The organism is Rhizobium sp. 268, from assembly GCF_036571585.1.
Taxonomy (GTDB): Bacteria; Pseudomonadota; Alphaproteobacteria; order Rhizobiales; family Rhizobiaceae; genus Rhizobium; species Rhizobium redzepovicii.
Genome location: NZ_JAPPSO010000033.1, coordinates 1 through 22,124, shown reverse-complemented (window position 1 = coordinate 22,124; position 22,124 = coordinate 1). Strand labels below are relative to the sequence as shown.

The window sequence follows — 22,124 nt, the reverse complement described above, 5'->3', positions numbered from 1 at the left end:
GGCAGGTACACTTCGCGATATTGTTTGCGCAAAGTCGAATATTGTTTCATCTAACGGAGGCGGCCAATCGAGGTGAAGTGCGTGAGTTACATCGTCGCTTTTGTTGTCTATCAGAATGGAAAACAGGTTTACCCTATCAATTGTTGGCGCGCGGACGTGAAAGCAGGCGATGCTGTCGTCGTACGTCAGGAAACCAAAGGTGGGGAACTGAAATGGGCCCGGGTCGTTCGGACCGAATTTCTGAACTGGAAATGCCGAAATTACATTGAATGTCTTGCGTCTGAAGCGATATTTGACTCGCTAGGAATAAGGTTACCTGTTCCTACGCCCACGGTTTTCGGTGCATCTCGTGCTGCCTTTGTTTGGGAGCACCTGAAAGCGACGGGTTGGAGACGCCACCATGTTGGCCGCAATTACAAGGGCGCGTTCAGCTGGGGAAACCACTCGGAAGTCGCCAATATCTTCTTCCGTACGAACGGTGTCGATATCCAGTTGATTGAGGGCAGTAACAATCCTGCTTTAACGCCGGATGGGGGGCTGAGCTTCTCGTTAAATTTGTCGCCAAGGACCGTCCGTCACACCCTTTCTCACAGCGACATTAATCTTTTCGAGTGGGTGATAGAGTTTGCCGACGCCTTCAAGGCCGACTCTGGGCCATACGACCGCTTCATGAAAGCGGTTGGAAGGTCAGACAAGAGAACCGAGGAATTAAGACAGAAAGCTCAAGAAGGGGGTTCCGACGGTCTATACCAAGCGCTTGGTGGCGCGGGCGGCGAATCCGTCTATCTGGGGGACGGCCTCTATCTTGGGCCAGGGGACCAGTGGAGAGGTGGTTAGGCTAGTGTGCCTGGACTTCATGACTGTTGATCAACGCGTTACCCTCGCAGGGGCACGTTTGACGTCAAGCGGTTCAATACCTGCGAAGCCTTCTTTCCAGCAGCCCGGGTCTTTGACGGCTCCGAGGCTAGGACCTTGAGAAGGCCCGTCAGCTCGGCTTCGACCGCGACCGGGTGTACGGCCGCTTCCCTCATGATCTCAAGGCATGCCCTTGCGCTCGTCGGCTGTCGCAGGTCACGGAAACCGTGCTCAAGATCGTAGCCAGCTTCTGCGAGGGAGACGATCTCGTCCGAAAATCGGAGTCGACCCATTTGCGCACGGAATGTTCGCCTTTTGGAAGCTTGGTTCGTTTTCCCTGGAGCAACTCTATCTTCGATCTGATTGCCGCGCCCAGCGCCACGCGAAACCGCTCGGTGGCCTTATCAAGATCGGCGAGCCATTCAGAGGATAGAAGGCGGGTTGCTTGCTCTCGGGTCCATCCTGTTCCAAACAGCGCTCCCATGCCACCGATGCTGCCGAGCACGAGCGCGCCGGCGGGGACGAACGCCAGAAACCCTATCGTTTTTCCGGGATGGTCCACCTACAGTCGCCAACCCAATGACAAGCGTCCAGAGGCGCAGACGCAACATGGATGTCGAAGCCTCTGATGCGACCGTCTTGTCGGAGAGGTCACGGAGGCGACGTCCAAAGGAAGCCACTTCTTTATCACGGCTTCCGTTCTTGAGACGGTTGACGGTGTCGGCGATTTTACCCCGCGAGATATCCAATAGTGTCGTCGCTTCGAAGTTCGCCAGGAGGTCTGCTACCTCGCGGCGCTCGAGCGCGCCAAGTCCTGCCATGATTGCCCAAGGGGGGTACGTGCATGCGATTACCTCATGTCTCAACCCTTTGTGCCGGAAGGTGTGGCAGGCCTTTTTGGCTATCGATCAGTTGGCCGGAACCACACGTTCATCGCGGCCCGTCCATCTGGATTGCAAGTCACGAAGAAAACCGGGTCACCTGGGGTTCCGCGTGTTGGCGACAAGGCGAGGGAGCCGGTGTCGATTTTATCGCAACCAGGTGTTTCCCGGACGATCTTGTTCACGGCAGCGACGAGTTGCGTCCTGTAGGCACTCGTATCCGATTCCCAATAAAAGTCCGCTTCCGTGAAAACTCGCTTGCCCTCCGCGTTGTATTCGACAATCCGCAAAACGCTTGCCGGCACCCACCCCATGTTGTCGGCTAACCAGGTAGGTTCTGTAATTTTGACTTCACGCCAGTCGCCCGAACAGCCGACGACCCTAACCATTGTCGACTCGTCGATGTTCTTATACTGCGGCTTTTTGGTCACCTCTGAGGCCACGACGTTCAGGAATTTTTCAGCGCCGTCTCTCGGTTCCTGGCGCAGTTCGTAGCGAGAATTCGCTGACACAACAGCGCCCATGCCGCAACGCTTATCCTCAGCTTCCTTCTTCGCGGCGGCGACCTTTTGCTGCCGATCCGCTTCCGCGAGAAGGCGAGCCCTTTCGGCAGCATCCTTTTCCTCGGCTTCCTTCATTGCCTTGGCATCGGCGGCAATTTTGGCAGCTTTCGCGTCGGCTATCGCCTTAATGGCGGCCGGAAGCTCAGCGCGTGATGACAGCCCGTAATCCTGATAGATGTTCAGATAGCAATATGCTGTACCGATGGTCGCGGTGAGAACAACAACGAGAGCAACACGCACAGCGACGCCGGTCTTTCGTATCCCGGACTTCTTTGCCCGACTACTGCCGATGACTTCCGCCGCCAACCAAGCGATCGAAACAGCAACAATGACTGCTCCGACGTAAAACCAATTTTGATACATGAATGTCCCCATCTAATCGGTGAAGACGTAAATTATTGTCATTCCGGATACAATACGGCGGCAGGCTTACGGCGCGGACGTGTGGCGCAAGCTAGGTAGAGATCACCTGCACTGGCTCGACGCCGGTTGCCAAAGAAGGCGTATTTGGAATACCAACTCGCGTTTTCGTCGTCCTTCGTGATGACGCCGATCTGGCTTAGTTTTCACGGCGGTTGGTTCGGCGTGGCGACGACTATCGCGACCGCAAAGCGCCACTGAAGCGGCCATTCACGTCGCCCACTACGGCCATCTCAGGACGGTCATTCGAACGTTAGTTCGTGCGGGCAATGATCAGACAGAACCGGCCCCGATGCGATCGGCGTGCCGTCGGGTCGCTTTACGTCTGTAAACAACACTTTCCCGATTTTGTTGAGCGCATCGGACGGCTCCATTCCCGGAGACAGAACGAAGTAATCAATCGCTATCCGTTCCAGCTTGATCCGACCAACACGCTTGGCCAGTCGCCGTCGTTTCCCCCCGCGGCAGATGGGTTAGTGCGATGTCGTCACCGGCTTCCGCGGTCTCGGAGCCTGTAACGATGGGCCACAGGTCTGGCGATTTGTTATCCAGTAACTCGAGATCGAGGCGTCTGTTGAGGTCGCCCGCAATGATGAAATCCTCTCCAGTCGTTTTGCGGGCGGCGATCCAGCCTCGAAGAGTCGGCAGCTGACGCGTATAGACGTCGCATGCGTTGTCTTTCTGGGGCTCGACCTTCCAGGTGGACGACCAGCAGATGGAACTGTTTGCCCCCCTGTTCCCACGTCGCGTCCAGACCCCAGCGAACGTTCCTGACGACAAATGTCCCATTCGGTCCCGCATCCCTCTGAGCACCCCCCAAGCCGACTAGGTCTTCGATTTTTGTTACAGAGATTCCGGAAGACTTGCGCACGACTAGCATTGTGTACTGCGCGAGGAGCGGATCAAGCTGTCCTGCAGGCAGTCCCGGCGTCACAGCGGTGTCGGGAAGGGAGCCCGCCTGGTCGCGGCATTCTGACTTTATGCCGGCGGCTTTGATCTCTCCCGGGTCATATGGCTGGTCACAAAACTCGAAGTGATTGCCTAAGATTGGCTCGACAACGAAAAGATTTCTGTCTCCGGTTACCGCACCTACATCGGATCGCGACCGATTGGCTCCCAACTGAGGCGTCCTCGGGCAAGGTGCCCAGCTTCACCATGGGCGTCCGAGCAAACATCCCTGGGCGACGCCCACACTTTTGGCATAACGTTGAGCCTTGTACCCTCCGTTTTGATAGATCGCCGTTCGACGGTCTGCCACCTGCGACACGCGATCCACGGGCGGCCGTAGCGCTCAAGGGGGACTTTCGTCAGCGCCGGAGAAATCACTATCGTTTGCTAAGCAAGGCTGGTACCCAAGCTGTCTGCTAGAGAGTTCTACGAGATTCTTGGGCGAGCGGAGGAACGGAACGTCTGGGATTACACAAATTTGGCGCGGACAACGATCTCGATCTGCGGATCACGCATCCAAAGCTCGTTCAGTGTCCAGAAACCAGAATCGATACCAGAATTCCCGACCGGGGCGAGTTCCGCGCGCTGGCGTTCCGGTCCACGGTGGATAGTCGGCAAGCATCACCAGAACATACGGAATGTGGGTAGATGCGGAGTTTTCAAACCGCCGGCAGACGTCAACGGGTTCCCCGAAATCGACGATTACGACTTTGAACTGGCAGAATTCGAACACGATTTTCTCGTGCGGATATTCCACCTATGGCCCCTTATATTGAGGCTCTTGTCAATCAATCGTTGGACGAACTCGGATTTCCTCTCGAGAATTGAAACAAATGCAGGGCGAGGTGCTCAGATATCTCTCGGCAATCGAAGGCGGCTACGGGAATGGCCAACGGATCGGTGAACGGATTACGGTCGAATACCTTTGCGCCCGGCGGAAGGTTGGAAAACCGCTCTTTCAAGCCTCCCCGCAGAAAAGCGTCATGCCTCGTCCTACCCTCAAGCTCTATGGCCTCGAGGCTGTCCAGTAGATATTTGATGGTGCCGAGGCTCGTGGATGGGGAAACCTCCGCGAAAATGTCGTAGTCCACGATGTTGCCGACCAACCAAAGGGCCGTGTTTTGCGGGTCGTGCCGTACGTTTTGGGTCATGACTTCCTCCATAGGCGACTGGGCGGCTACTATTTGCAAGTCACAAGGTGGGTGTCCGCGGCGCTTCTAATAAGCGCACGAAATTTGGGGCAGCCTTCAAACGTCGGTTCGGTCACCCCAGCCGTAGGTCTGTCGCGGCCGAAGTAGCCAGCGCCACCACCAACTCGAAGACGCGGCTTTCGTCGGCAAGCTTCTCTCGGCGGGTCGCGTTGATAATCTGTGGTCGATGTCCTTGGTTGTTTACTATTACTTAATTTAACAATGACCGCAGGTTGCGGAATCGCACAACGTAAAATATGTCTTCTCTGGAAGAGGGACCTATTTTGTTTTCAAGGCTTCTAGCGATCGCGCTTCTTCTGCTCGTTTCGGCGGAATGCGTTTCTGCGGCTTCCAATGTGCGCGTCATTGACGGCGATACCATCGAGCTAGACAGCGTCCGCTATCGTCTCCATGGCATCGACGCACCGGAGGCTGGGCAGCAATGCAAAGCCGCGGATGGCAGTGAGTGGGCTTGTGGCCAAGCTGCTCTTCATAAGATGGAAAGCCTGGTGCTCGGTCATGGCGTCATCTGCACGCCGCACGAAAAGGACTTGTACGGCCGCTGGATCGCGAGCTGCGTCGCCGATGGAATTGATGTAAACCGCGAAATGATCGCATCGGGCCTCGCTTGGGCATTCCGTAAATACTCGGTTGACTATGTCGCCGTCGAAGAGATCGCTCATGCTGGCCATGTGGGCATTTGGCAGGCGGAGACGGAGACAGCCTGGGACTTCAGAGCCCACAAGTGGGGTGACGCGACGTCGAGCGGCACCCCAGTGCGCTGCCCGATCAAGGGTAACATCAACAGCAAGCACGAGAAAATATACCACGTCCCGTGGTCGACAGACTACGCGAAGACGAAGATCGACCCTCGAAAGGGTGAGCGTTGGTTCTGCTCCGAAGGGGAGGCTGTCGCAGCGGGCTGGCGGTCACCCCAATGGGGCCGATGATGGCAGCACGGAATATCAGGCATACAGGTTGCGGCGATGGCCAGGTTTGAATCTTTAAACAAATTGTACGACAGCCTGCGGGAATCCAGCCACGATTTCCGCATCACGACGGACCCGTTTCCGCCGCTGGACACGGACAAGCTTACGAAATCCATGGAAATCGAGCGCAAAGCCGTCGAAAACGGCAATGCGAACGTGCCAGCGTCCAACGCTAAGGACCTCGACGACGTCGAGCGTGCGATCATCGAACGGGTTGAAAACCAGAGGGATGACTCTTTCCAGGTCTTAGAGGCCCAGCTTCACACCTACGCCACGCGTTTGCGCAATCTCGATTTCGATGGCCATTTTGGCCAGATCGAGATGACCAACCATTCCAGTGTTGAGGACTTCCAGGCGGACGTTGCAGGAGGGCAAGACGAGCTGTTCATGCGGCGCAAGGACCTGCGTGCAACCGATGAAGAACTCGATGACTTCCGGAAGCGGAACCGCCTGGAGAAGCGGGTCGCTCGCGTGAAGGGGAAAATAGAAACAACGCTCAAGATACTTTTCATCGTCTTCATCCTGCTGCTCGAGACCGGCGTGAACGGCGTCTACCTCGCCAAGGGTAACGACAGCGGTCTCGTCGGGGGTATTGGATACGCATTCGGCTTCGCTTTCATCAACGTCGTAGGAACCTTCCTGTTGGCGCTGTTCGGTATTCGTCAGCTCAATCGGCGTTCGGTGGTGTTGAAACTCATCGGCTTCCTCAGCCTGCTTCTCTGGCTCGCGCTGGCGATTGCCCTGAATTTGGCCATGGCGCACTATCGTGAGATTTCGGCGACAGCGGTTGAGCATATCGGTGCCCTCGTTCGCCAGCGTGTCGTCAGTGATCCGTTGGGCCTTGCGGACATTGACTCGTTTGTTCTCTTTGCTGGTGGCTTCCTCTTTTCGACGGCCGCGCTTCTCGACGGTCTGTTCTTGACCGATCCGTACCCGGGCTATGCCGGAACCTATTCTAGGTATCTCGCCGCGCGGGTTGAATATGTGGAAGAGAAAGACCATCGCATCGAACGATTGAAGGAAATCCGAGACGACCATAACATTAAGATAGAGGGCATCATCCATGGGCTTTCGAAGCGCCGCAAGGAATGCGCCGCCATCATCGACGCCCGAACGCGGATGACGAAGCTGTTCGCCGAGCATCAAACACACCTCGAAGCCGTGGCTCGGAAGCTTCTGGCGCTTTACCGCGAGGCAAACCGCGCCGCGCGCACCGAAGATGAGCCCATGCACTTCAAGGCGCAGTACAAGATGGAGCGCCGCAAGGTGGTGATCGATACCTCCGACGACTGGAGCGACAAGGAACTGTCCGAAAGAATCCAGGGTGCCCAAGCCGAGTTGTCCGCCCAGATGAAGCGGATCAGCAGAGCGTTCGAAGACGCCGTGGCCGCCTACCACCAACTCGACAACCTTTTCCCGGAGACAATCAATGGCAGCCCGGCCTAAGCGCAGAAGCCGCCGTGGAGGAAGCTCCGTTGGCCCGATACTCGGCATCATTGCTCTGCTGACGGCCATCGGAGCCGCTGTCGGTGGATATTCGATCCTCTGGTATAAGGCAAATGCCGGCCCCACATTGGAAGCTGATCTGTGCCCCGAGAACGGCGCGACGTCGGCAACGGCGGTTTTGCTCGATGTCACCGACCCAATCTCGGAGATCACCAAGCTTGACCTCAAGCGTGAGTTCCAACGTATCGTCGCGGGCGTTGAACAGCATGGGCTCGTCGAGGTCTACCTGCTGACCGATGTAGAAGGAAAGCCCGAACGAACCTTCCACGGATGTAATCCTGGCAACGGCGACAACGCCGATCCCTGGACGTCGAATCCAAAGAAGATTCAGCAAAGATGGGACCAGGCTTTCAATCAGCCTCTCAAGAAAATCGAAGAGGAAGTCGGCGAGGGCAGTTCAGCCAAACAGTCGCCGATCATGGCCGGCATCCAGCGCATTGTCATCGAAAGCCTCTCCGATGCCAAGCTGGACGGCAAGCCAAAGCGCCTGATTATCGCTTCCGACATGATGGAGCACACGCCAGCTTTCTCGATGTACAAATCCGGCGCGGACCTAAAGGCGTTCGAAAACAGTCCCGCCCGCAACAAGTTTCGCACACCGCTGGACGGTGTGGACGTCAGCCTTCTGTTCTTCCAGCGCGAAAGCTCAGCGTCAATCAAGAACCTTCCGGAGTTCTGGGCAACATGGATTCGCTCTAACCATGGTGACTTTTCCGGTATCGAGCGTTTGACAGGAACAATGTGATGAGCATATCCCCAATCCGTGGTCTGGTCCGGACACACGGTCCGATCATTCTCTTTGTATTCTTGACCATCGTTGGCTCGGCCGTGATATGGTTCGGAAAGGTGTGGGATTTCGACATTGCGTTGATAACGGCGATCCCGGTCGCGATGATGTTCCTGTACCTGACGGTTAACATGCTGCCCGGTCTGCGTGTTCACAGCGAGCAAGCTGGCGATAACCTCTACTATATGGGTTTTATCTTCACCCTCACGAGTCTCGGCGTTTCGCTGTTCAAGTTTACGGGGCAGGCTTCGATCGAGGATGTCGTCCGCAATTTCGGCATCGCCATTATCTCCACAGTAACGGGCATCGCTTTGCGCATCTTCTTCAATCAGATGCGACGCGATCCAGCGGACATCGAAAAGGCCGTCAGAAACGAGCTGGCGGAGATGACAAGGCGAGTGAGAGCGGAACTCGACAGTTCCGCCATGGAGTTCTCCTCCTATCGGAGAACGAGCAACCAGATGCTTTCCGAAGGCTTCGAAGAGATCGCCCGCCAAGCCGAGAAAAACGGGGAGGCCGTGCGGGCCGCCATCGAGGCGATGTCCGCAAAAGCGGTAGAGTCGATCCAGGTGACTTCTCAGAAATTCTTGGCGACCCTCGAAGAAAGCCACAAGAACGCCGCGCAGCTCTCGGAAAGCAATACCAAAAACGTCGCCAGGCTTTCTGAGCAGATGGAAACCCTGGCGACGTCGATGACCGAAAAGTCGAAGCAGCTCGCAGCGGCCATCGATAACGTCATCGAGAAGTACGCAGCCGCCCGTTCTCCGGACGAGGTCCTTCGGATCGACGTCTCGCCTGCGGTGGAGTCCCTGAAATCCATCGTCGATGCCCAAGCCAAAGCAATAAGCGACAATGCCATCGACACCAGAGAGACGGCGAAGAAAATCCTGGCCGGCATCGATCCGTTGAAGCAGACGGCGGAAAGTCTGACAAAACTTACGACCGAGGTGAAGGCCGCTGCCGCAGCCCAGGTCCAATCTGCCGAGACTGTCGCCGGACTGACTTCGACTGTCGAACAGCTTATCGCCACCTCCAAGGTTGCCAACGAAACTCACATCGCCAGTTCGGCCAAGCTGAACGAACTGCTTGACGCTACGGTCGGCAGGCATAACGAGGCTAGGGCAGCAGAGGAACAAAGCCGCATCCGTGACGAGCGAATCGAGCGAGCTATCAGCCAGGTACCGAGGCCGTTGGAATCGATGACAGCGCAGTTGGTAACTCCTGAGACCGCGGTCGGGACAGGGGAGCCGATTATCATCAATACGGACATCACGGAAGACGATAGGCCGCGTCGGTCCTGGTGGCAGCGATGACACCGGAACATGCAAGCCAGATTGAGACAAAGGGCTACAACCGGGGGCTCATACTTGGTTTCACCATGGCGGAGTCTCTTCTCCTCGTCGTATTTTGCCTTCTGCTCGTGACTGCGGCCATCATCGTCAAGGAGCGCCAGCGAGCCGAAGACGCCCTCAAGCAGCTGTCGGCTGTTACCGAAAACAGTCGCGAGAAGGACCGAACGATCGAGGAGCTGAAAAACGAAGTGGCGACCTTGGTCAGCAAACTGCCCGAGGCCGCACAAAGCCAATATGACGAAGAATGGCGAGAACTCGTTCTTCAAAAGGACACCTACAAGCGGATCAAGGAGGTCCTGGGCAAGAAAGATGCCAACGACATCCTCAAGCGTGTCGAGGAGCTGCTTACCACTGAACAGGAGGCGGCCAACTTGCGCAATGCCAATGACATCCTGAACAAGCAGCGGCGTGATCTGGCAACGCGCCTCGATGATACCTTGAAGAAGCTCACCGAACGGGATGCCGAGCTTGCGAAACTCGGTGCCTCTGGAAAGCCACACGAGTGGCCTCCCATTATTAGCCTGACGGAAGCCAATGGCTATTTCTTCCGGTCGGGTAGCGCCGAGCTGTCAACGTCGTTCACCGATCAGCTGAACGGATCGATTTCCGATCAGATCGCGAAGAACCTGGAAACCTATGGAGCTGATATCGTCGAGGTCATCGGTCACACCGACGAGCAGCCGATCTCGCGCTTGAATTCGAACCTCGACAAGAATTCCATCGACGTCCTGTCGGCCAAGAAGTCGATCACGACGCTGGAGCCCGCCGACAATGCGGGCCTTGGGCTCGCTCGCGCGATTTCGGTCGCCAACATACTTAGGGCGAACACATCCTTGTCGGGCATCACGGTACTTCCGTTGTCGGCTGCGCAGCTCATTCTGCCGGGAGACACCCTCACTGAGGGCCAGGCGGGTAATGTGGAAACCCGTAGACGTATCGAGATCAGAATTCGGCGACGGGAGACCGCAGGGCAGTAACGCAGCAGCGTGTGTTTCTGGCTGTCTCTGCTCTCTGCCGAGCCGTTCTCATTTCAGTGGATTTCTGTTGAAGATGTTGTCCGGAGAGCAAAATGCCGCGTCGGAGGGGTTCGCGAAAATCAACCAAACTGACACCCGGCGTTTTGTTCTTCGTCCTCGGGATTGGACTCATCGGGTCAATCATTCACAAATCTGAAAATGTCGCCGTCCAAACGCTTCCAAGTTCGCCAGTGAACGATCCAGCCTCCAGGGCGTCTAGCGAAACTCGAGTCGAGTTAGCCCCCGCGTCGGTTCCGGTAGCACCGTCGCAAGAAAGCGAATCCTCGGAGCCTTCGCGGGCGGCAAGCGTCACACGCTTCATTAAAGGCCGCAAAGTAGCGCTGCGTGATGGACCGGGGAAGCAGTACGGAATTCTCGACAGGTTTGACAGCGGCAGAGAGCTGCGCGTCATCGAGGCCCAGGGTGATTGGTCAAAGATTCAAGATGTCCTGACGCAAAGAGAGGGGTGGATATCGACAGTCTTGCTCTCCGAGCAAAAGCCAACGGAGAAGCAGCAGCCGACCGACAAGGGGACTTCGCCAGCTTCTGACGACAAACCCCCGCCACCATCAATCCCACAGATTTCGGACTCTCTTGTCATCCAGCGGATAATCGCCGAGTCGATCTCGATGTATCCGGGTTCATGTGCGTGCCCATACAATACGGACCGCGGAGGCCGGCGATGCGGCAAACGGAGCGCTTATAACCGAGGCGGCGGATATGCTCCCATATGCTTTGCGGGCGATGTTTCCAAGCAGATGATCCAGTCGTTTCGGGAGCAGGCGAGCCGATAGCGAGCACGAATGAAACGAGGCGATTCAGTCTCCCCTGTCTGGAACGCGGACAACTTGGAGGATTCCTCCTCCATATCGGCATCGACGAGGCGGCCGATGCCGGACGTGTTGGCGTCGCTCAGGCTTTTGTTGAAATCGTCGGCCATATCGAGCCGCTTCTGTATCGAACCGAGGCTTGCTCCGATCGAGACGACCTTCTGGATGCGCTTTTCGAACTCGTTCAGGAAGCCGTCGTAAACGCTGTCGCGGGTCTGGCCTTCCATCGCCCAGGCCTCGATGTTGAAGACGATGCTGACGCCCATGTTGTCGTAGACATCGGTACCGATGCTGTCGTTGAAGATGCTCATGCCGTTGACGATGGTGCCCCAGCTGCCCGTCGTCGCGTTCTGGGTAGGGAACACGATACGGCCGTCGAGCGCTCCGTAGTTCGCCACTCGGTTCGCCAGGGCTCCTTCGCCGGCGTAGTTCGGATTGAAGATCACGAAATCCGACGTCGAGATGTCGATCGTCTCCACCGCCCCGTTGGCGTAGTTTGTGACGTAAGTCGCCGATGATCCGCTGGTAAGATGCGAGCCGTCTTTGGGCATCTGGAGGAGGTTGACGCCGGTGAAACTGGCGGAATCGACAACACTGTTGATCGCCTGGATATGCTGGCTCATCTCGTCGTCGACCTTCTTCAGCATCGTGTTGGAGTAGGCGGGGTCGGTGTCGCTGTAGACGCCGCCAGGACCGACGTAGGCACCATGGGCGGAAGACGTATCCAGTCCCTCGGCAGCGGGCAGCGAACGTGCGGTCACGAGAAGGGCCTTCATCGCGTTGAGATGTTCGAGAACCTCGTCGACCGCGGCGTAGGCGGTATCGGTGACAGCCTTGGCGACGCCGATACTGTGCGAGACCGCGGACAAGGCTTTGTTGTCCGACTTCATGGTCGTCGCGATGGACCAGTAGGCGGCGTTGTCGGCGGCCTTACCCACACGCAAGCCACTGCTCACCCGATCCTTGGTCTCGTCGAGACCGGAGGTGATGCTGCGCAGCGTTTGCAGCGCGGCCATGGCGCTTGTGTTGGTGTTGATGCTACTCATGAAACCCGCTCCCCGGCACGGGGGTCCTCATGAGCCGCTGTCTGCAATCATTACGAGCAGGAATGTGGGCCGGAGACAGTTAACGGCATGGTCAGAAGGCGAGGGGGATTTCCTCCTTTGTTGAAAAAAATCTTTGCCTGGGGGAAGATCAACCATCTGCCCATTCATCAGAGTGAGTGAGTGTTGAACCGGCGGCCAGGTGGTATTGGGCGGCTCCCGCTTCGATACCTTTTAAGTAGCTGCCCTCCGGTCGAACTTCATCCCCGAACCGCAGGGTCCAGAACGATGCCTTCGGGATAAGTTCGAGGTCGCGGGTCGTTCACGGCGGTCAATGGCCAGCCGGTCTACATCAATAGTCATGAACACGCCCAAAAAGCTCTACCATGTATCGGTCACAATCCCGTAGAGAGGCTCCAGCATACAGGAGACATAGATCGTTCCACGTCCCAAACGATCGGTCGGAGCAGACCAAAGCGGGAGTTCCTTCCACGAAGCCTTCGAGACAACCAGTATCGCCCAAATCGTTTGACCTTGCCCCGTTGAAATAATCCATTTTGAAGTAAGCTCTGGCCCATTGAGAGGACCAGGGAATGAAGCGCAGCCGTTTCACAGACGAACAGATTATCGGCATTCTGAAGGAGCACGAGGCGGGCACGCCGGTCTCGGAGCTTTGCCGCAAGCACGGCGTCAGCGATGCCAGCATCTATAAATGGAAAGCCAAGTTCGGCGGCATGGAGGTGTCGGAAGCCAAGCGGCTGAAGACGTTGGAGGACGAGAACACGAAGCTGAAGAGGCTTCTGGCGGATGCCATGCTCGACAATGCTGCTTTGAAAGACCTTTTGGGAAAGAAGTGGTGACGCCCGCAGCAAAGCGGAAAGCTGTCGCGCATCTGATGGATCAACATCGGATGAGCGAACGGCGGGCGTGTAAAGCCATCGGCTTTTGCCGCATGACGATCCGTTACGACACCAGCCGCGGCGACGATCAGGGCCTTCGCGAGCGAATGAAGGCGTTGGCGCATGAACGCCGCCGCTTCGGCTATCCTTTGGCCGACAGGTGATTGCAGCGCAATCACCGAAAGGCGACGCATTCATGTGCTGCTCAGGCGCGAGGGACACCTTGTGAACCACAAGAAGCTCTTCCGGCTCTATCGGGAGGAGAAGCTGACCGTGCGCAAGCGCGGCGGCCGGAAGCGAGCGATAGGCACACGAGCACCGATGCTGATCCCGATGACTGCCAATGATCGTTGGTCGCTGGACTTCGTGTCGGATCAGTTCACCGATGGTCGCAGGTTCCGGGTTCTGACGGTCGTGGACGACTGCACCAGAGAATGCCTGGCTCTCGTCGCCGATACATCGCTTTCCGGCCTGCGGGTTGCTCGTGAGCTTGATCGGATCATCGAGGAACGTGGCAAACCCAGGATGATCGTCAGTGACAACGGCAGCGAGTTCACCAGTAATGCGATCCTGCAATGGACGGGTCGGGCCAAGGTCGATTGGCATTACATTGCGCCTGGCAAGCCGATCCAGAACGCCTTCATCGAAAGCTTCAATGGGCGGCTGCGCGACGAGTTCTTGAATGAAACGCTCTTCTCGTCACTGACCCATGCTCGATCAGCGCTTTCAAACTGGCGCAGCGATTACAATGATCACCGACCGCATTCCGGCCTCGGCTGGCTGACACCGACCGAGTTCGCTCAATCCATCAACCCGCGACGCGTTGCGGTGCTGCGCAGCCGAAATGGCTCCGCACCGCAACTCGCCGCTACCGCCCCAAATACAGCAACCCAAAACCGCCGGAGCGAACTCAAAATTGGATAAAACTTGGGGGCAAGGTCAGTGGATACGTAAAATTGTTAGCGCTGTTTGCCTCGCACCTTGACCGTCCGCGTATGCTGTTTCGAGTAATACCGCTGTGATAGAGATGGCAACGATGCGGCAATTGAAGACATGCACTTTCTGCTCTATCGCTTCTTCAGCGCAGAGGTTTCGACCCACACGTTGAAAGCCTTCTGCGGTCCGCTACTGGTTGCCAGTATCACAGTCATCCACATGTTCGATCCCTCTACCAGAAATGCGGTTCCAGACGCCTTGGCCTCTTTTGTGACCGTGCCCAAGGTGGCTTGAGAGAGAGAGGTTTCGAAGGCGGTAAACTCGTTGCTCGAACAGCTCATCCCATCGTTGCCCTTCGCCGCGTAGGCCAGAACGAAATTGAGTTCACAGTGCGAGGAGGAAAAATCCTTGTAGTATCGATGGCTAACAAAGAACTCCAACCCGCTTGGCATAGTATAAAGTTCACTCGCTGTCGCAGGCCGAGAAGTTGTATTCGGGGGTGAGGAAAGCACCTTCACTGTCTAATCGCCGTTATCGACACCTTTTTGAAAGGCGTTCGAGCTTGCGCCACTCTCCACGCAAAGCTTCAGCACATCATCGAGAGGACATGCAGCTACGACACTGTTTCCGGATACGATAGCAATTACCAAAGCGACTAAAAAACGCATGCGGTTGTTTCCAAAATTGGCTAATTCCAAACGTTAGCTTGAACCCAAATCAAAACCAAGCCGTGTCGTTCCGTCCGCTCTGACGTCCTTGTTGACAGTCCGCTTGGGGCCGACACCGGCCGCTTCGCGCCGAAACATTGCGGCATTGCGGTCGAAGGCTATATGTCGGGGCTTGTGGCTGCCCGACATATGACGGAAAAGGCAGCTGATGGGAGGTGACATGCCTGATGATGATGTCGCGAAGCATTGGAATGACAACGCCGACCAGTGGACCCGAGACGTTCGCGCTGGCTTCGATGTTTATAGGGACCAGTTTACGTTTCCAGCCTTCCTTGATGCTCTGCCGTCAATCAGTGGGCTCGATGTTATCGACTTCGGATGCGGCGAGGGAACCAACACTCGCGCGTTTGCGCGGCTGGGCGCACATGTAACTGGTATTGATCTTTCACGTCGGATGATCGAGCACGCGAGGCAAACGGAAGAAGCCGATCCGCTTGGCATCCGTTATCACGTGACCTCATATAGTAACCATTGTGGGATGCCTGATGCCTCTTACGATGCGGTTTTATCGACCATGGCATTGATGGACGGACCGGATTTACCTGGCGCTATGCGAGAGGCACACCGGCTTCTGCGACCAAGCGGCTTCCTACTCTTTAGCGTCCTGCACCCCTGTTTCATCACTCCGGGGCTGGGTTGGGAAAAAGACGGCGAAGGGAGGACAACTGGACTTAGGGTAGCTCGCTATTTTGATAGGTCGACCTTTACAGAGTATTGGCGCTTCGGAAATCGTCCCAAGGACGAAGAAGTTCTTCCGTTCGCAGTTCCGAGGTTTCCTCGCACGATAGGCGATTACCTGAACGCTGTAGCCTCGGCCGGTCTCGTCATAACCCACATCGGTGAGCCTCAACCGTCTCCCGCCGCTTGCGAAGCTGTCCCACGGTTCTCGCGCTGGCGCGACCTTGGCGGATTTCTGCTGATCGTTACAGCAAGGCGGCCATGAACGGAATTGAAATCTAGGCGCGTGACCCCAGCGCCGCTCGGGGGTGATTAGCTCGGCAGGAAAGCGCCATTTGCGGTCATTGTCTCGTCCCTGTAGCCTCTCAGTGAAATATTGGAGCGGTATGCCTGTCATCAGGCTCTTTAACCTCGCGGGCCTTACAGCCTAAGTCTGCAGCCATGGTAGTGTTGCCCGGCCCCCTGACCAGCCACATGGCTGCGGATGCTCTCTCAGTAGAGGCAGCCCAAAGCGTAATAAGAATGAGTGGAGCAACTAACCTCGGCATAAATTTTCCTCTGGTGGCAGAGAAGGGTTCATTTCTTCGCCAGACAGTTCTTGTTGAACGCCATGATAGCTTGGCCGTCGACAGCACCGGCCATCTCTGTCCCAGTCTCCGCGATATCTACTCTAACGACGGCGGGGGGAGCGGGTAAGAACGCCCGGGATAGAATCTGGACCTCCTCAATTGATTGCGGCGGCATCAAAACGATATCGTTTTCGTCGTCGCGCCGCCACGTTGCCTGCCGGAAGATCAGGCGGGGAGCACGTTTGATGGCCTGAACCGTTCGCATGCCGTCAGAGAGAACGCTGAGTTCGGCTCGCCCCTCCGAACGGGTGCCATTGCCTGCAAACTCTTCTTCGATTGGCAGGCGAGTAATCAAGAGAAGCCTGATCTGCGACCCTTCCGAACAGGTAATCCATAACCCGCTGGATGGTCGTTCAGCACGAGCTATATTTAGGCTGTCGGTTATGACAAGGTCGTTAAACGGCGGAAGCGTCTTACTCCGGTCCGGTTCGGCGACTGCATGCGTCATCGAACAAGGCAAACCTCCTGCAAAGAGTATGAAGGCGAGGACAAAGGCCTTGCCGGGACGGCGGTCCGGGATGCGCGTCAGCATCGATTTCAATCGCACTGAATGATCTCCCTGCATGACACGGAGATCGAGCCCGTTCCCTGAATCCGGTCCCCTATCAACTTTGGCGCTGGATACGACGGGTCCTCACCGTGCTTCAGGAAAGCTTGCATCCATAGGACGCTGCTTCTGAACGGGTCTGGATCGAACTTCTCCGGATAGTGATGGGACGCCTCGGTTTCGTAATAGGTCGGGAGGCAATCGGGTTTACTACGAGATTTGCCATCTGGCCCTATTGGACACCAGGCATTCCTTGTCGTGTCGGGCACCCAGGCGATACCTCTGCGAAAGCAAGAGATCGCTTCAAATTTAGGTTCGACAAGCATGCGCCCGTCGGGGCCTTGAAGCCCCCAGGCACCGTCCTTCGATACAATTGAAACACCGTTTTTGCACTGGGTATTCTTCGAAGGAACAGGCAGTTTGCCGATCCTGAAGGGGAAGGGTTTCTCCTCCGGGACATCAACAAGCCTTCCGTCGGCGGTGATGCCGAACCATTTGCCATCGAGCAGCACTTTGAGCGGCTTTCCATACAGGTCGCGCTCGACCTTTTCGAAGAACCGGCCACCAAGGAGACCGCCATCTGTACCGAGGAATCCTTCCTCGCGATTCAGTCTCGCCACCGAATAGCCCTGATCCCAATAAGACAGCCAGTCGTAGGCGAGGGGGATCGCCAGCTTTCCGTCCGCATCGACCGCACCCCAAAGCTGACGCCGCGTTTCAACGTCTTTAACCTTGACCGAAACAACGGCACGACCGTCGAAGAGTGGTTGAACCGTGTCGAACGCCGGTTCGACCTTCCACTCTCCCTCATTGTTCATCAGGCCAAATCGCGACTGCTTCGCACTTAAATCACGGGCCCAAACGTAATTTGGACGGCCACGTTCGAAGGGTTTGAATCCGTAAGTATACGCGGTCAGCCAACCCTTGCTCAGGCTGTAAAGACCCATGGGACCGTAATCGACATACAGTAGGTCGAAGGGCTCCAACTCTTCCATTTCGGGAGGTCGCTTTGGTCTAAACTGACCCTTCCGCACGATGAGGACATCGCCCATGATCGGTGTCGACCGACCGAATTGCGGCTCGAGAACCACCTTCCCAGTTTCCGAGACGACGCCGGTATGCTGGCCGACGAGGATTTCCGCGAATCCGTCGTGAAAAGGCCCGGCGAGATCGAAGCGCGGCTCGATGACAATCTTGCCTGCTGTATCGACGTAGCCGAAGAGCCCGTTCATCCGCACGGCGGCCAGCCCCTCCGAGAACAGCATAACCCGCTCGAATGCCTTCGGGATCAATTCGTTGCCACTCTGTCGATCCGAATAACCACACAGGTCGAATATGCCGCCGCAGGACGGAACCATCCCCTTGCCGCTCTCTACAGCGTCATCAGAGCCGGAGCCATGGGACGGCGTGCAGGAGAGGGATATGACCAGCAGCGGGATTCGGAACCAATTCCGCGACCAAGTTCTGTTCGCCAGAAAGCGTGGCATGCGTGTCTCCAGTGAAGGAACGATGACGTCGACCACAAGAAACAGAACAAGTTATGATTGCAGTAAGATATCCACTAAAATAACGAAGGTAAGTGGTTGCTGGGAAAAGATTCTGGGCAGACGGCCGGACGCGTGCAATTCTGTCGCGTAGGCTGTTTAGGAAAGGTGCACATGGCGGTAGCAACGTTCGCATCTCCTCCCTGGTGGAGAATTGCTCTTGCAGTAATTGTAGTGCCGTTGGTGGCATCCTTCGCATACGCGGTTTACAGCCCAGCCTATCAGGGCCTGCCCGTTATGATGGAGCGCGTTGTCCAAACAACCGCCGTCGTCGCATTATTCGGCGCGTATCCGCCAACTATTGTATTGGGAATTCCATTGATACTCTATTTCAGGGGACGAGTAAGGGCATCCCTCGCAAATTGTGCGATGGCGGGGGCCTCCATTGCGACCTTCCCGTGGTTATGCCTGACTGTATTTTTCGGCCCGGATCAGGCCTACACGAATGATCACATCACCTACCAAAACGGGATGATGACGTGGTGGGGATTGCTGGAAGCCGTCGAATTACTTGCAGAGATAGCTATGTTCGGCATTGCTGCCGGGGGACTGTTCTGGCTGGTAGCCGCCTCAGGCGTCAAAAGTCGTCCCGCTTTTGAAAAGATGTTTGAATAGCGGCTCTCGATATCGCGCCAGCTACCCCATCATCAAGCCACCCCATCATCAGATGCTTGAGCTTCCGGCTTTCAGGGCTTTGACATGCGCGACAGGAAACTCGCACGATCCGATGCCCATTCGTCGTCCAGAAGACGCAAACCTTCATCGGTCCAGAACCCGCCTCCTAGCTCCGGCTTGACCAAGCCGTAGGATGCCAACACTTCGACCGCCTTTTCACCGGCGCTCATCGACTTGTGAACTAGCCCTTCCGGGCCTTCGTCCATGTATTGCAGGCACATATGAGCCAGAGCCTTCAAAATCGTTCTTTCTTCTACCGTCATTGAAGTTATGCGCCTCCGCACTGCAAAAAGTCGACGCGCTGACCGCTCCGGCGGTTTCTCGCTACACACCACCCGATTAAGGTTTGCTGCCTTGACCCAAACCCAACTCCTCATCGGTCCCCAATCGGTGCGCGGTTGAGGGATCGAATTGTAGGTAGAAGGCGGGCCTCGGCGCACTGTTGAAAAAGGCCACATGGGCCGATAACGGCGAAGCGCTCGCCAAGGGAGTGCAAAGGCAACATAGGAACACCTGTCGGGAAAATAACGTATCTCCCATTGGTGGAACTATGCCTAGCTGTCAATGTTGAGGTGTTCGTAGCACGACTGTTCGAGTCTGTGGAGGTCGAGGGGACCGTTGGAAAGCGAAATCCCGTTGAGTGGTGGTCGGGTGAGCCAAGAAGTCGTGCGTGTCGGCGATACAGTCCGACGTCCGCCGACGTTCAACTCGCCGTTCGTCCACAAACTTCTGCAGCACCTTGCTGCTTCGGGTTTTGACGCTGCCCCGCGCTCAAACGGTTTTGACGAGTTCGGGCGCGACGTTTTTTCGTACATCGAAGGTGACGTGCCAATGGACCTTTCCTGGCACGATGATGATGCCCTAATCGACGCCGCGCAGTTGATACGCCGATATCACGATGCGACGGCGGGGCTTATTGCGTCACCTGCCGCGCAGAGCGTCGGACTCGAAGTCGTGTGCCATAACGATCTGTCGCCTTGCAATTTCGTGTTTCGTTCGGGACGCCCGGCGGCAATCATCGACTTCGACAGCGCATCCCCTGGACCTCGGATGCACGATCTTGGCTACGCCGCCTGGATGTGGCTCGATCTCGGTGATGACGATACTGAGCCTGATCTGCAACGACGCCGGTTGACTAGGTTCTGCAGGGCATATGATGCCAATGTGGATTTGTCGCGTGTTGTCGATTTTATCATGCTTCGCCAACGGATTCTCATTGCTCAGGGGCAGCGCATCGGCGACGCGCCTATGGAACGCTGGGCGGCCGATTGCCTCGAATGGACGATCAGGAACCTCCACAATATGCCAGAACCATCGGACGCTAATAGCAGGGCTTCTAAATAATGGCCGGTCACCCGCCGCGCGGATCGATGGGCGGCGACGAGCGGTTGGCCACGCAATCACGGCCTGCATGACCCGCCTCGCCACCACCCGCTTCCTTTATTCTGTCATCGGTGAACGATAGTCAGCGCTGTGATCCCCGCTTCATCGGCCGCACGTAGGAACGCGTCCCAAAATTGCTCCGGAGCGATCCGACCGCTGATCGCATCGACGCAGGCCTTCACCGCAGTGACATATTCTTCGCCGTCATCGGAGGGCCAGTCCTTGAGCAGCATATATGCGGCGTCGCGGAGGGTGCGGACGATCCTATGAGCTGGCTGACCGCGCAGAGCCAGCCCGACGGGTGTGAATGCAGACGTTGCGTCCCAGTCCATTGTCGTCGACCTCAGGGCAGGGATCGCGCAATCCCCGAGGGGTAATATACGCGTGTATTCCGAATTCGTAATTGACGATTGGTTACCTGGAGTGACCGGGTGTGAATGCATGCCGCCGGAGCCATGGCTGCGGCTGGCTGAGGACGTTGTCCCGTTGTTCGGCCCCATGCCAGGCTTGGATGCCGTTCTCGTCCGGAAGATCGCCCAGCAGCGGGCCTTCAGCGCAAGAACAGATACAGGGACCGCAGGATTCATAGGAGGAGTTCTGATAGGCGGCAGCGAATCGAAATACCCAATCCGCTGGCTTGCGGTCTCTTCGGAGTTTCGAAGACTTGGCGTCGGTAAGATGCTTGTCGAAACTGCCCTTTGCAGCATCCCTTCTGACGCCGTCGTTCATGTCGATACCTTCGTCGCAGGTAGTCCAGGAGCGGAAGCAACTAAGCGACTCTATGAGAGCTGCGGCTTCATCCCATCGGAAGTTTGGAGAGAGGGTGAGGTGGTTCGCCAACGGTATATGCGACGGCCATTAAAGTGGCCGTAGTACCTATGACCGCCAATGGTGCGAAGCTGCCGCTCCCGTCATAGTGATCCTCGAAATCGCCACTGGGGAGCCGGTGTCGCAGCCAACTTTTCTCTAAGCGCGTTCGCACCGACATATGCACGGTTCAGATGGCTGCTGCTCTTTCCAGTCATTTGATGCGTAAGGCGGCTGGTTCTATTATTCAGGCTATGACCGAGCGAGAGAAACCAGTGTCAAAGTGGACCGCCCTGACGGATGCGACCAGATTCAGGAGTCTAATTGAGAGATTTCGGACTTGGTCGATTATTATCGGCCTTACGTTAATTAGTCCTCTGCCTTTAAGCGTACCGTTCGTATTGTTGGCGCAGGGCGAGGTGCACTCTAAAACTTCGGTAATCAAGGCTGCTGACCAACCGACGCTGTATTATCTGATCATCCTTCTAGCGCTATGCGCTGGCCTGGCCTCGACATGCCGCTGTCTGGAAGCCGCACTCAATCGCTTTCGCTCGATATCACGACGCTGAGCCGCGACGCTGGTGTTTTCGGTATACGAAAAATGAGTGGAGGCGACGTAGATGTTGACTTCAACCGCAGACGATGGGTGCCTTGTGTAGCAGATAAAGATCACCGCCAAAATAAAGGAACCTGTCGTGCTCGCTGTGGCTTCGTAAGAGATCGGGTCGTCCGATGTTATGTGTAAACGATGTTCCGCACCTACGTTGTCTTACCACCCTTGATCTGTGAGCGGGTGTCCGTGCGAACAGGCGATCTCGGGCTGCCCCGCTCCGAGACTTCGCTAAATTGCCTGTGTTTAAGCATGGAATGTTGACCCCTCTGGCGGGGTGATACTTATCCAATTTTGACCCCCCTTGG

The 22,124-nt window shown here is 56.5% G+C and carries 20 protein-coding genes and 2 pseudogenes; 12 read left to right on the top strand and 10 right to left on the bottom strand.

What is annotated here, in order from left to right:
* Positions 1–81: 81 nt before the first annotated feature.
* Complete coding sequence (locus OS035_RS32165) at positions 82–837, top strand: hypothetical protein (RefSeq protein ID WP_331815238.1); 756 nt, start codon at positions 82–84, stop codon at positions 835–837.
* A 190-nt stretch (positions 838–1,027) separates the two neighbouring features.
* Here the strand turns inward: OS035_RS32165 and OS035_RS32160 are convergent, their stop codons facing one another.
* From OS035_RS32160 to OS035_RS32145, 4 genes are all read right to left on the bottom strand, one after another.
* Positions 1,028–1,417, bottom strand: coding sequence for a hypothetical protein (locus tag OS035_RS32160; protein WP_331815236.1), 390 nt, complete (start codon positions 1,415–1,417; stop codon positions 1,028–1,030).
* Between the two features lie 339 nt (positions 1,418–1,756).
* Positions 1,757–2,662: a hypothetical protein gene (locus OS035_RS32155; protein WP_331815233.1), complete on the bottom strand. Its 906-nt coding sequence runs from the start codon at positions 2,660–2,662 to the stop codon at positions 1,757–1,759.
* Between the two features lie 1,513 nt (positions 2,663–4,175).
* Positions 4,176–4,424 carry a hypothetical protein gene (locus OS035_RS32150; protein ID WP_331815231.1) on the bottom strand — a complete coding sequence of 83 codons (249 nt, stop codon included), beginning with the start codon at positions 4,422–4,424 and terminating at the stop codon, positions 4,176–4,178.
* Positions 4,425–4,455: 31 nt separating this feature from the next.
* A complete protein-coding gene (locus tag OS035_RS32145) occupies positions 4,456–4,818 on the bottom strand; it encodes a hypothetical protein (protein WP_331815228.1) in 363 nt (120 codons plus the stop codon).
* Between the two features lie 296 nt (positions 4,819–5,114).
* On the opposite strand from OS035_RS32145, the gene OS035_RS32140 reads away from it, so the two are divergent.
* The 6 genes from OS035_RS32140 (at position 5,115) to OS035_RS33655 (ending at position 11,301) form a co-directional block, all read left to right on the top strand.
* Positions 5,115–5,807: a thermonuclease family protein gene (locus tag OS035_RS32140; RefSeq protein ID WP_331815225.1), complete on the top strand. Its 693-nt coding sequence runs from the start codon at positions 5,115–5,117 to the stop codon at positions 5,805–5,807.
* 36 nt (positions 5,808–5,843) lie between these two features.
* Entirely contained in the window at positions 5,844–7,292 is a 1,449-nt protein-coding gene (locus OS035_RS32135; protein WP_331815222.1) for a hypothetical protein, read from the top strand.
* Positions 7,276–8,097: a hypothetical protein gene (locus OS035_RS32130; RefSeq protein ID WP_331815219.1), complete on the top strand. Its 822-nt coding sequence runs from the start codon at positions 7,276–7,278 to the stop codon at positions 8,095–8,097. Before OS035_RS32135 ends, OS035_RS32130 begins: the two co-directional genes overlap by 17 nt.
* Positions 8,097–9,452 (top strand): methyl-accepting chemotaxis protein, encoded by a 1,356-nt coding sequence (locus OS035_RS32125; RefSeq protein ID WP_331815216.1) that lies wholly within the window; start codon positions 8,097–8,099, stop codon positions 9,450–9,452. Before OS035_RS32130 ends, OS035_RS32125 begins: the two co-directional genes overlap by 1 nt.
* Positions 9,449–10,468, top strand: coding sequence for a hypothetical protein (locus OS035_RS32120; protein ID WP_331815213.1), 1,020 nt, complete (start codon positions 9,449–9,451; stop codon positions 10,466–10,468). Before OS035_RS32125 ends, OS035_RS32120 begins: the two co-directional genes overlap by 4 nt.
* 92 nt (positions 10,469–10,560) lie before the next feature.
* Complete coding sequence (locus tag OS035_RS33655) at positions 10,561–11,301, top strand: SH3 domain-containing protein (protein WP_442967725.1); 741 nt, start codon at positions 10,561–10,563, stop codon at positions 11,299–11,301.
* Here the strand turns inward: OS035_RS33655 and OS035_RS32115 are convergent.
* Both OS035_RS32115 and OS035_RS32110 read right to left on the bottom strand, forming a co-directional pair.
* The gene (locus OS035_RS32115) at positions 11,208–11,564 is read right to left on the bottom strand and encodes a flagellin (protein WP_331815249.1); all 357 of its coding nucleotides are present in this window, start codon (positions 11,562–11,564) and stop codon (positions 11,208–11,210) included. The two genes, OS035_RS33655 and OS035_RS32115, sit on opposite strands and share 94 nt — an antisense overlap.
* Positions 11,565–12,089: 525 nt before the next feature.
* A pseudogene (locus tag OS035_RS32110) lies at positions 12,090–12,383 on the bottom strand (flagellin N-terminal helical domain-containing protein); the annotation flags it as partial.
* A 590-nt stretch (positions 12,384–12,973) separates the two neighbouring features.
* Here OS035_RS32110 and OS035_RS32105 point away from each other — a divergent pair.
* Together OS035_RS32105 and OS035_RS32100 are read left to right on the top strand one after the other, a co-directional pair.
* Positions 12,974–14,203: pseudogene (locus OS035_RS32105) on the top strand (IS3 family transposase).
* 900 nt (positions 14,204–15,103) lie between these two features.
* Positions 15,104–15,886, top strand: coding sequence for a class I SAM-dependent methyltransferase (locus tag OS035_RS32100; protein ID WP_331815210.1), 783 nt, complete (start codon positions 15,104–15,106; stop codon positions 15,884–15,886).
* Positions 15,887–16,197: 311 nt separating this feature from the next.
* On the opposite strand, the gene OS035_RS32095 is transcribed toward OS035_RS32100, so the two are convergent.
* A complete protein-coding gene (locus tag OS035_RS32095) occupies positions 16,198–16,782 on the bottom strand; it encodes a hypothetical protein (RefSeq protein ID WP_331815207.1) in 585 nt (194 codons plus the stop codon).
* A gap of 5 nt (positions 16,783–16,787) precedes the next feature.
* Positions 16,788–18,284, bottom strand: a complete 1,497-nt coding sequence (locus OS035_RS32090; RefSeq protein WP_331815204.1) for a WG repeat-containing protein — start codon at positions 18,282–18,284, stop codon at positions 16,788–16,790.
* A gap of 171 nt (positions 18,285–18,455) precedes the next feature.
* Between OS035_RS32090 and OS035_RS32085 the strand changes: the two genes are divergently transcribed.
* Positions 18,456–18,956 carry a hypothetical protein gene (locus OS035_RS32085; RefSeq protein WP_331815201.1) on the top strand — a complete coding sequence of 167 codons (501 nt, stop codon included), beginning with the start codon at positions 18,456–18,458 and terminating at the stop codon, positions 18,954–18,956.
* Positions 18,957–19,027: 71 nt separating this feature from the next.
* Here the strand turns inward: OS035_RS32085 and OS035_RS32080 are convergent, their stop codons facing one another.
* Positions 19,028–19,279: a hypothetical protein gene (locus OS035_RS32080; RefSeq protein ID WP_331815198.1), complete on the bottom strand. Its 252-nt coding sequence runs from the start codon at positions 19,277–19,279 to the stop codon at positions 19,028–19,030.
* 355 nt (positions 19,280–19,634) lie between these two features.
* On the opposite strand from OS035_RS32080, the gene OS035_RS32075 reads away from it, so the two are divergent.
* Positions 19,635–20,360: a phosphotransferase enzyme family protein gene (locus OS035_RS32075; RefSeq protein ID WP_331815195.1), complete on the top strand. Its 726-nt coding sequence runs from the start codon at positions 19,635–19,637 to the stop codon at positions 20,358–20,360.
* A 104-nt stretch (positions 20,361–20,464) separates the two neighbouring features.
* Here OS035_RS32075 and OS035_RS32070 read toward each other — a convergent pair whose 3' ends face one another.
* On the bottom strand, positions 20,465–20,731 hold the full coding sequence (locus OS035_RS32070) for a DUF982 domain-containing protein (protein ID WP_331815192.1): 267 nt from the start codon (positions 20,729–20,731) through the stop codon (positions 20,465–20,467).
* Positions 20,732–20,840: 109 nt separating this feature from the next.
* Between OS035_RS32070 and OS035_RS33650 the strand changes: the two genes are divergently transcribed.
* The gene (locus OS035_RS33650; protein ID WP_427149709.1) at positions 20,841–21,272 is read left to right on the top strand and encodes a GNAT family N-acetyltransferase; all 432 of its coding nucleotides are present in this window, start codon (positions 20,841–20,843) and stop codon (positions 21,270–21,272) included.
* Positions 21,273–22,124: the final 852 nt, after the last annotated feature.

Bases quoted from the DNA above. Each gene is read 5' to 3' on its own strand.
- OS035_RS32155 (WP_331815233.1), bottom strand. From the start codon at position 2,662: ATGTATCAAAATTGGTTTTACGTCGGAGCAGTCATTGTTGCTGTTTCG.
- OS035_RS32080 (WP_331815198.1), bottom strand. From the start codon at position 19,279: ATGACGGTAGAAGAAAGAACGATTTTGAAGGCTCTGGCTCATATGTGC.
- OS035_RS32130 (WP_331815219.1), top strand. From the start codon at position 7,276: ATGGCAGCCCGGCCTAAGCGCAGAAGCCGCCGTGGAGGAAGCTCCGTT.
- OS035_RS32085 (WP_331815201.1), top strand. From the start codon at position 18,456: ATGGCGGTAGCAACGTTCGCATCTCCTCCCTGGTGGAGAATTGCTCTT.
- OS035_RS32070 (WP_331815192.1), bottom strand. From the start codon at position 20,731: ATGGACTGGGACGCAACGTCTGCATTCACACCCGTCGGGCTGGCTCTG.
- OS035_RS33655 (WP_442967725.1), top strand. From the start codon at position 10,561: ATGCCGCGTCGGAGGGGTTCGCGAAAATCAACCAAACTGACACCCGGC.
- OS035_RS32115 (WP_331815249.1), bottom strand. From the start codon at position 11,564: ATGGAAGGCCAGACCCGCGACAGCGTTTACGACGGCTTCCTGAACGAG.
- OS035_RS32145 (WP_331815228.1), bottom strand. From the start codon at position 4,818: ATGACCCAAAACGTACGGCACGACCCGCAAAACACGGCCCTTTGGTTG.
- OS035_RS32120 (WP_331815213.1), top strand. From the start codon at position 9,449: ATGACACCGGAACATGCAAGCCAGATTGAGACAAAGGGCTACAACCGG.
- OS035_RS32095 (WP_331815207.1), bottom strand. From the start codon at position 16,782: ATGCTGACGCGCATCCCGGACCGCCGTCCCGGCAAGGCCTTTGTCCTC.
- OS035_RS32100 (WP_331815210.1), top strand. From the start codon at position 15,104: ATGCCTGATGATGATGTCGCGAAGCATTGGAATGACAACGCCGACCAG.
- OS035_RS32140 (WP_331815225.1), top strand. From the start codon at position 5,115: ATGTCTTCTCTGGAAGAGGGACCTATTTTGTTTTCAAGGCTTCTAGCG.
- OS035_RS32090 (WP_331815204.1), bottom strand. From the start codon at position 18,284: ATGCCACGCTTTCTGGCGAACAGAACTTGGTCGCGGAATTGGTTCCGA.
- OS035_RS32135 (WP_331815222.1), top strand. From the start codon at position 5,844: ATGGCCAGGTTTGAATCTTTAAACAAATTGTACGACAGCCTGCGGGAA.
- OS035_RS32125 (WP_331815216.1), top strand. From the start codon at position 8,097: ATGAGCATATCCCCAATCCGTGGTCTGGTCCGGACACACGGTCCGATC.
- OS035_RS33650 (WP_427149709.1), top strand. From the start codon at position 20,841: ATGCCGCCGGAGCCATGGCTGCGGCTGGCTGAGGACGTTGTCCCGTTG.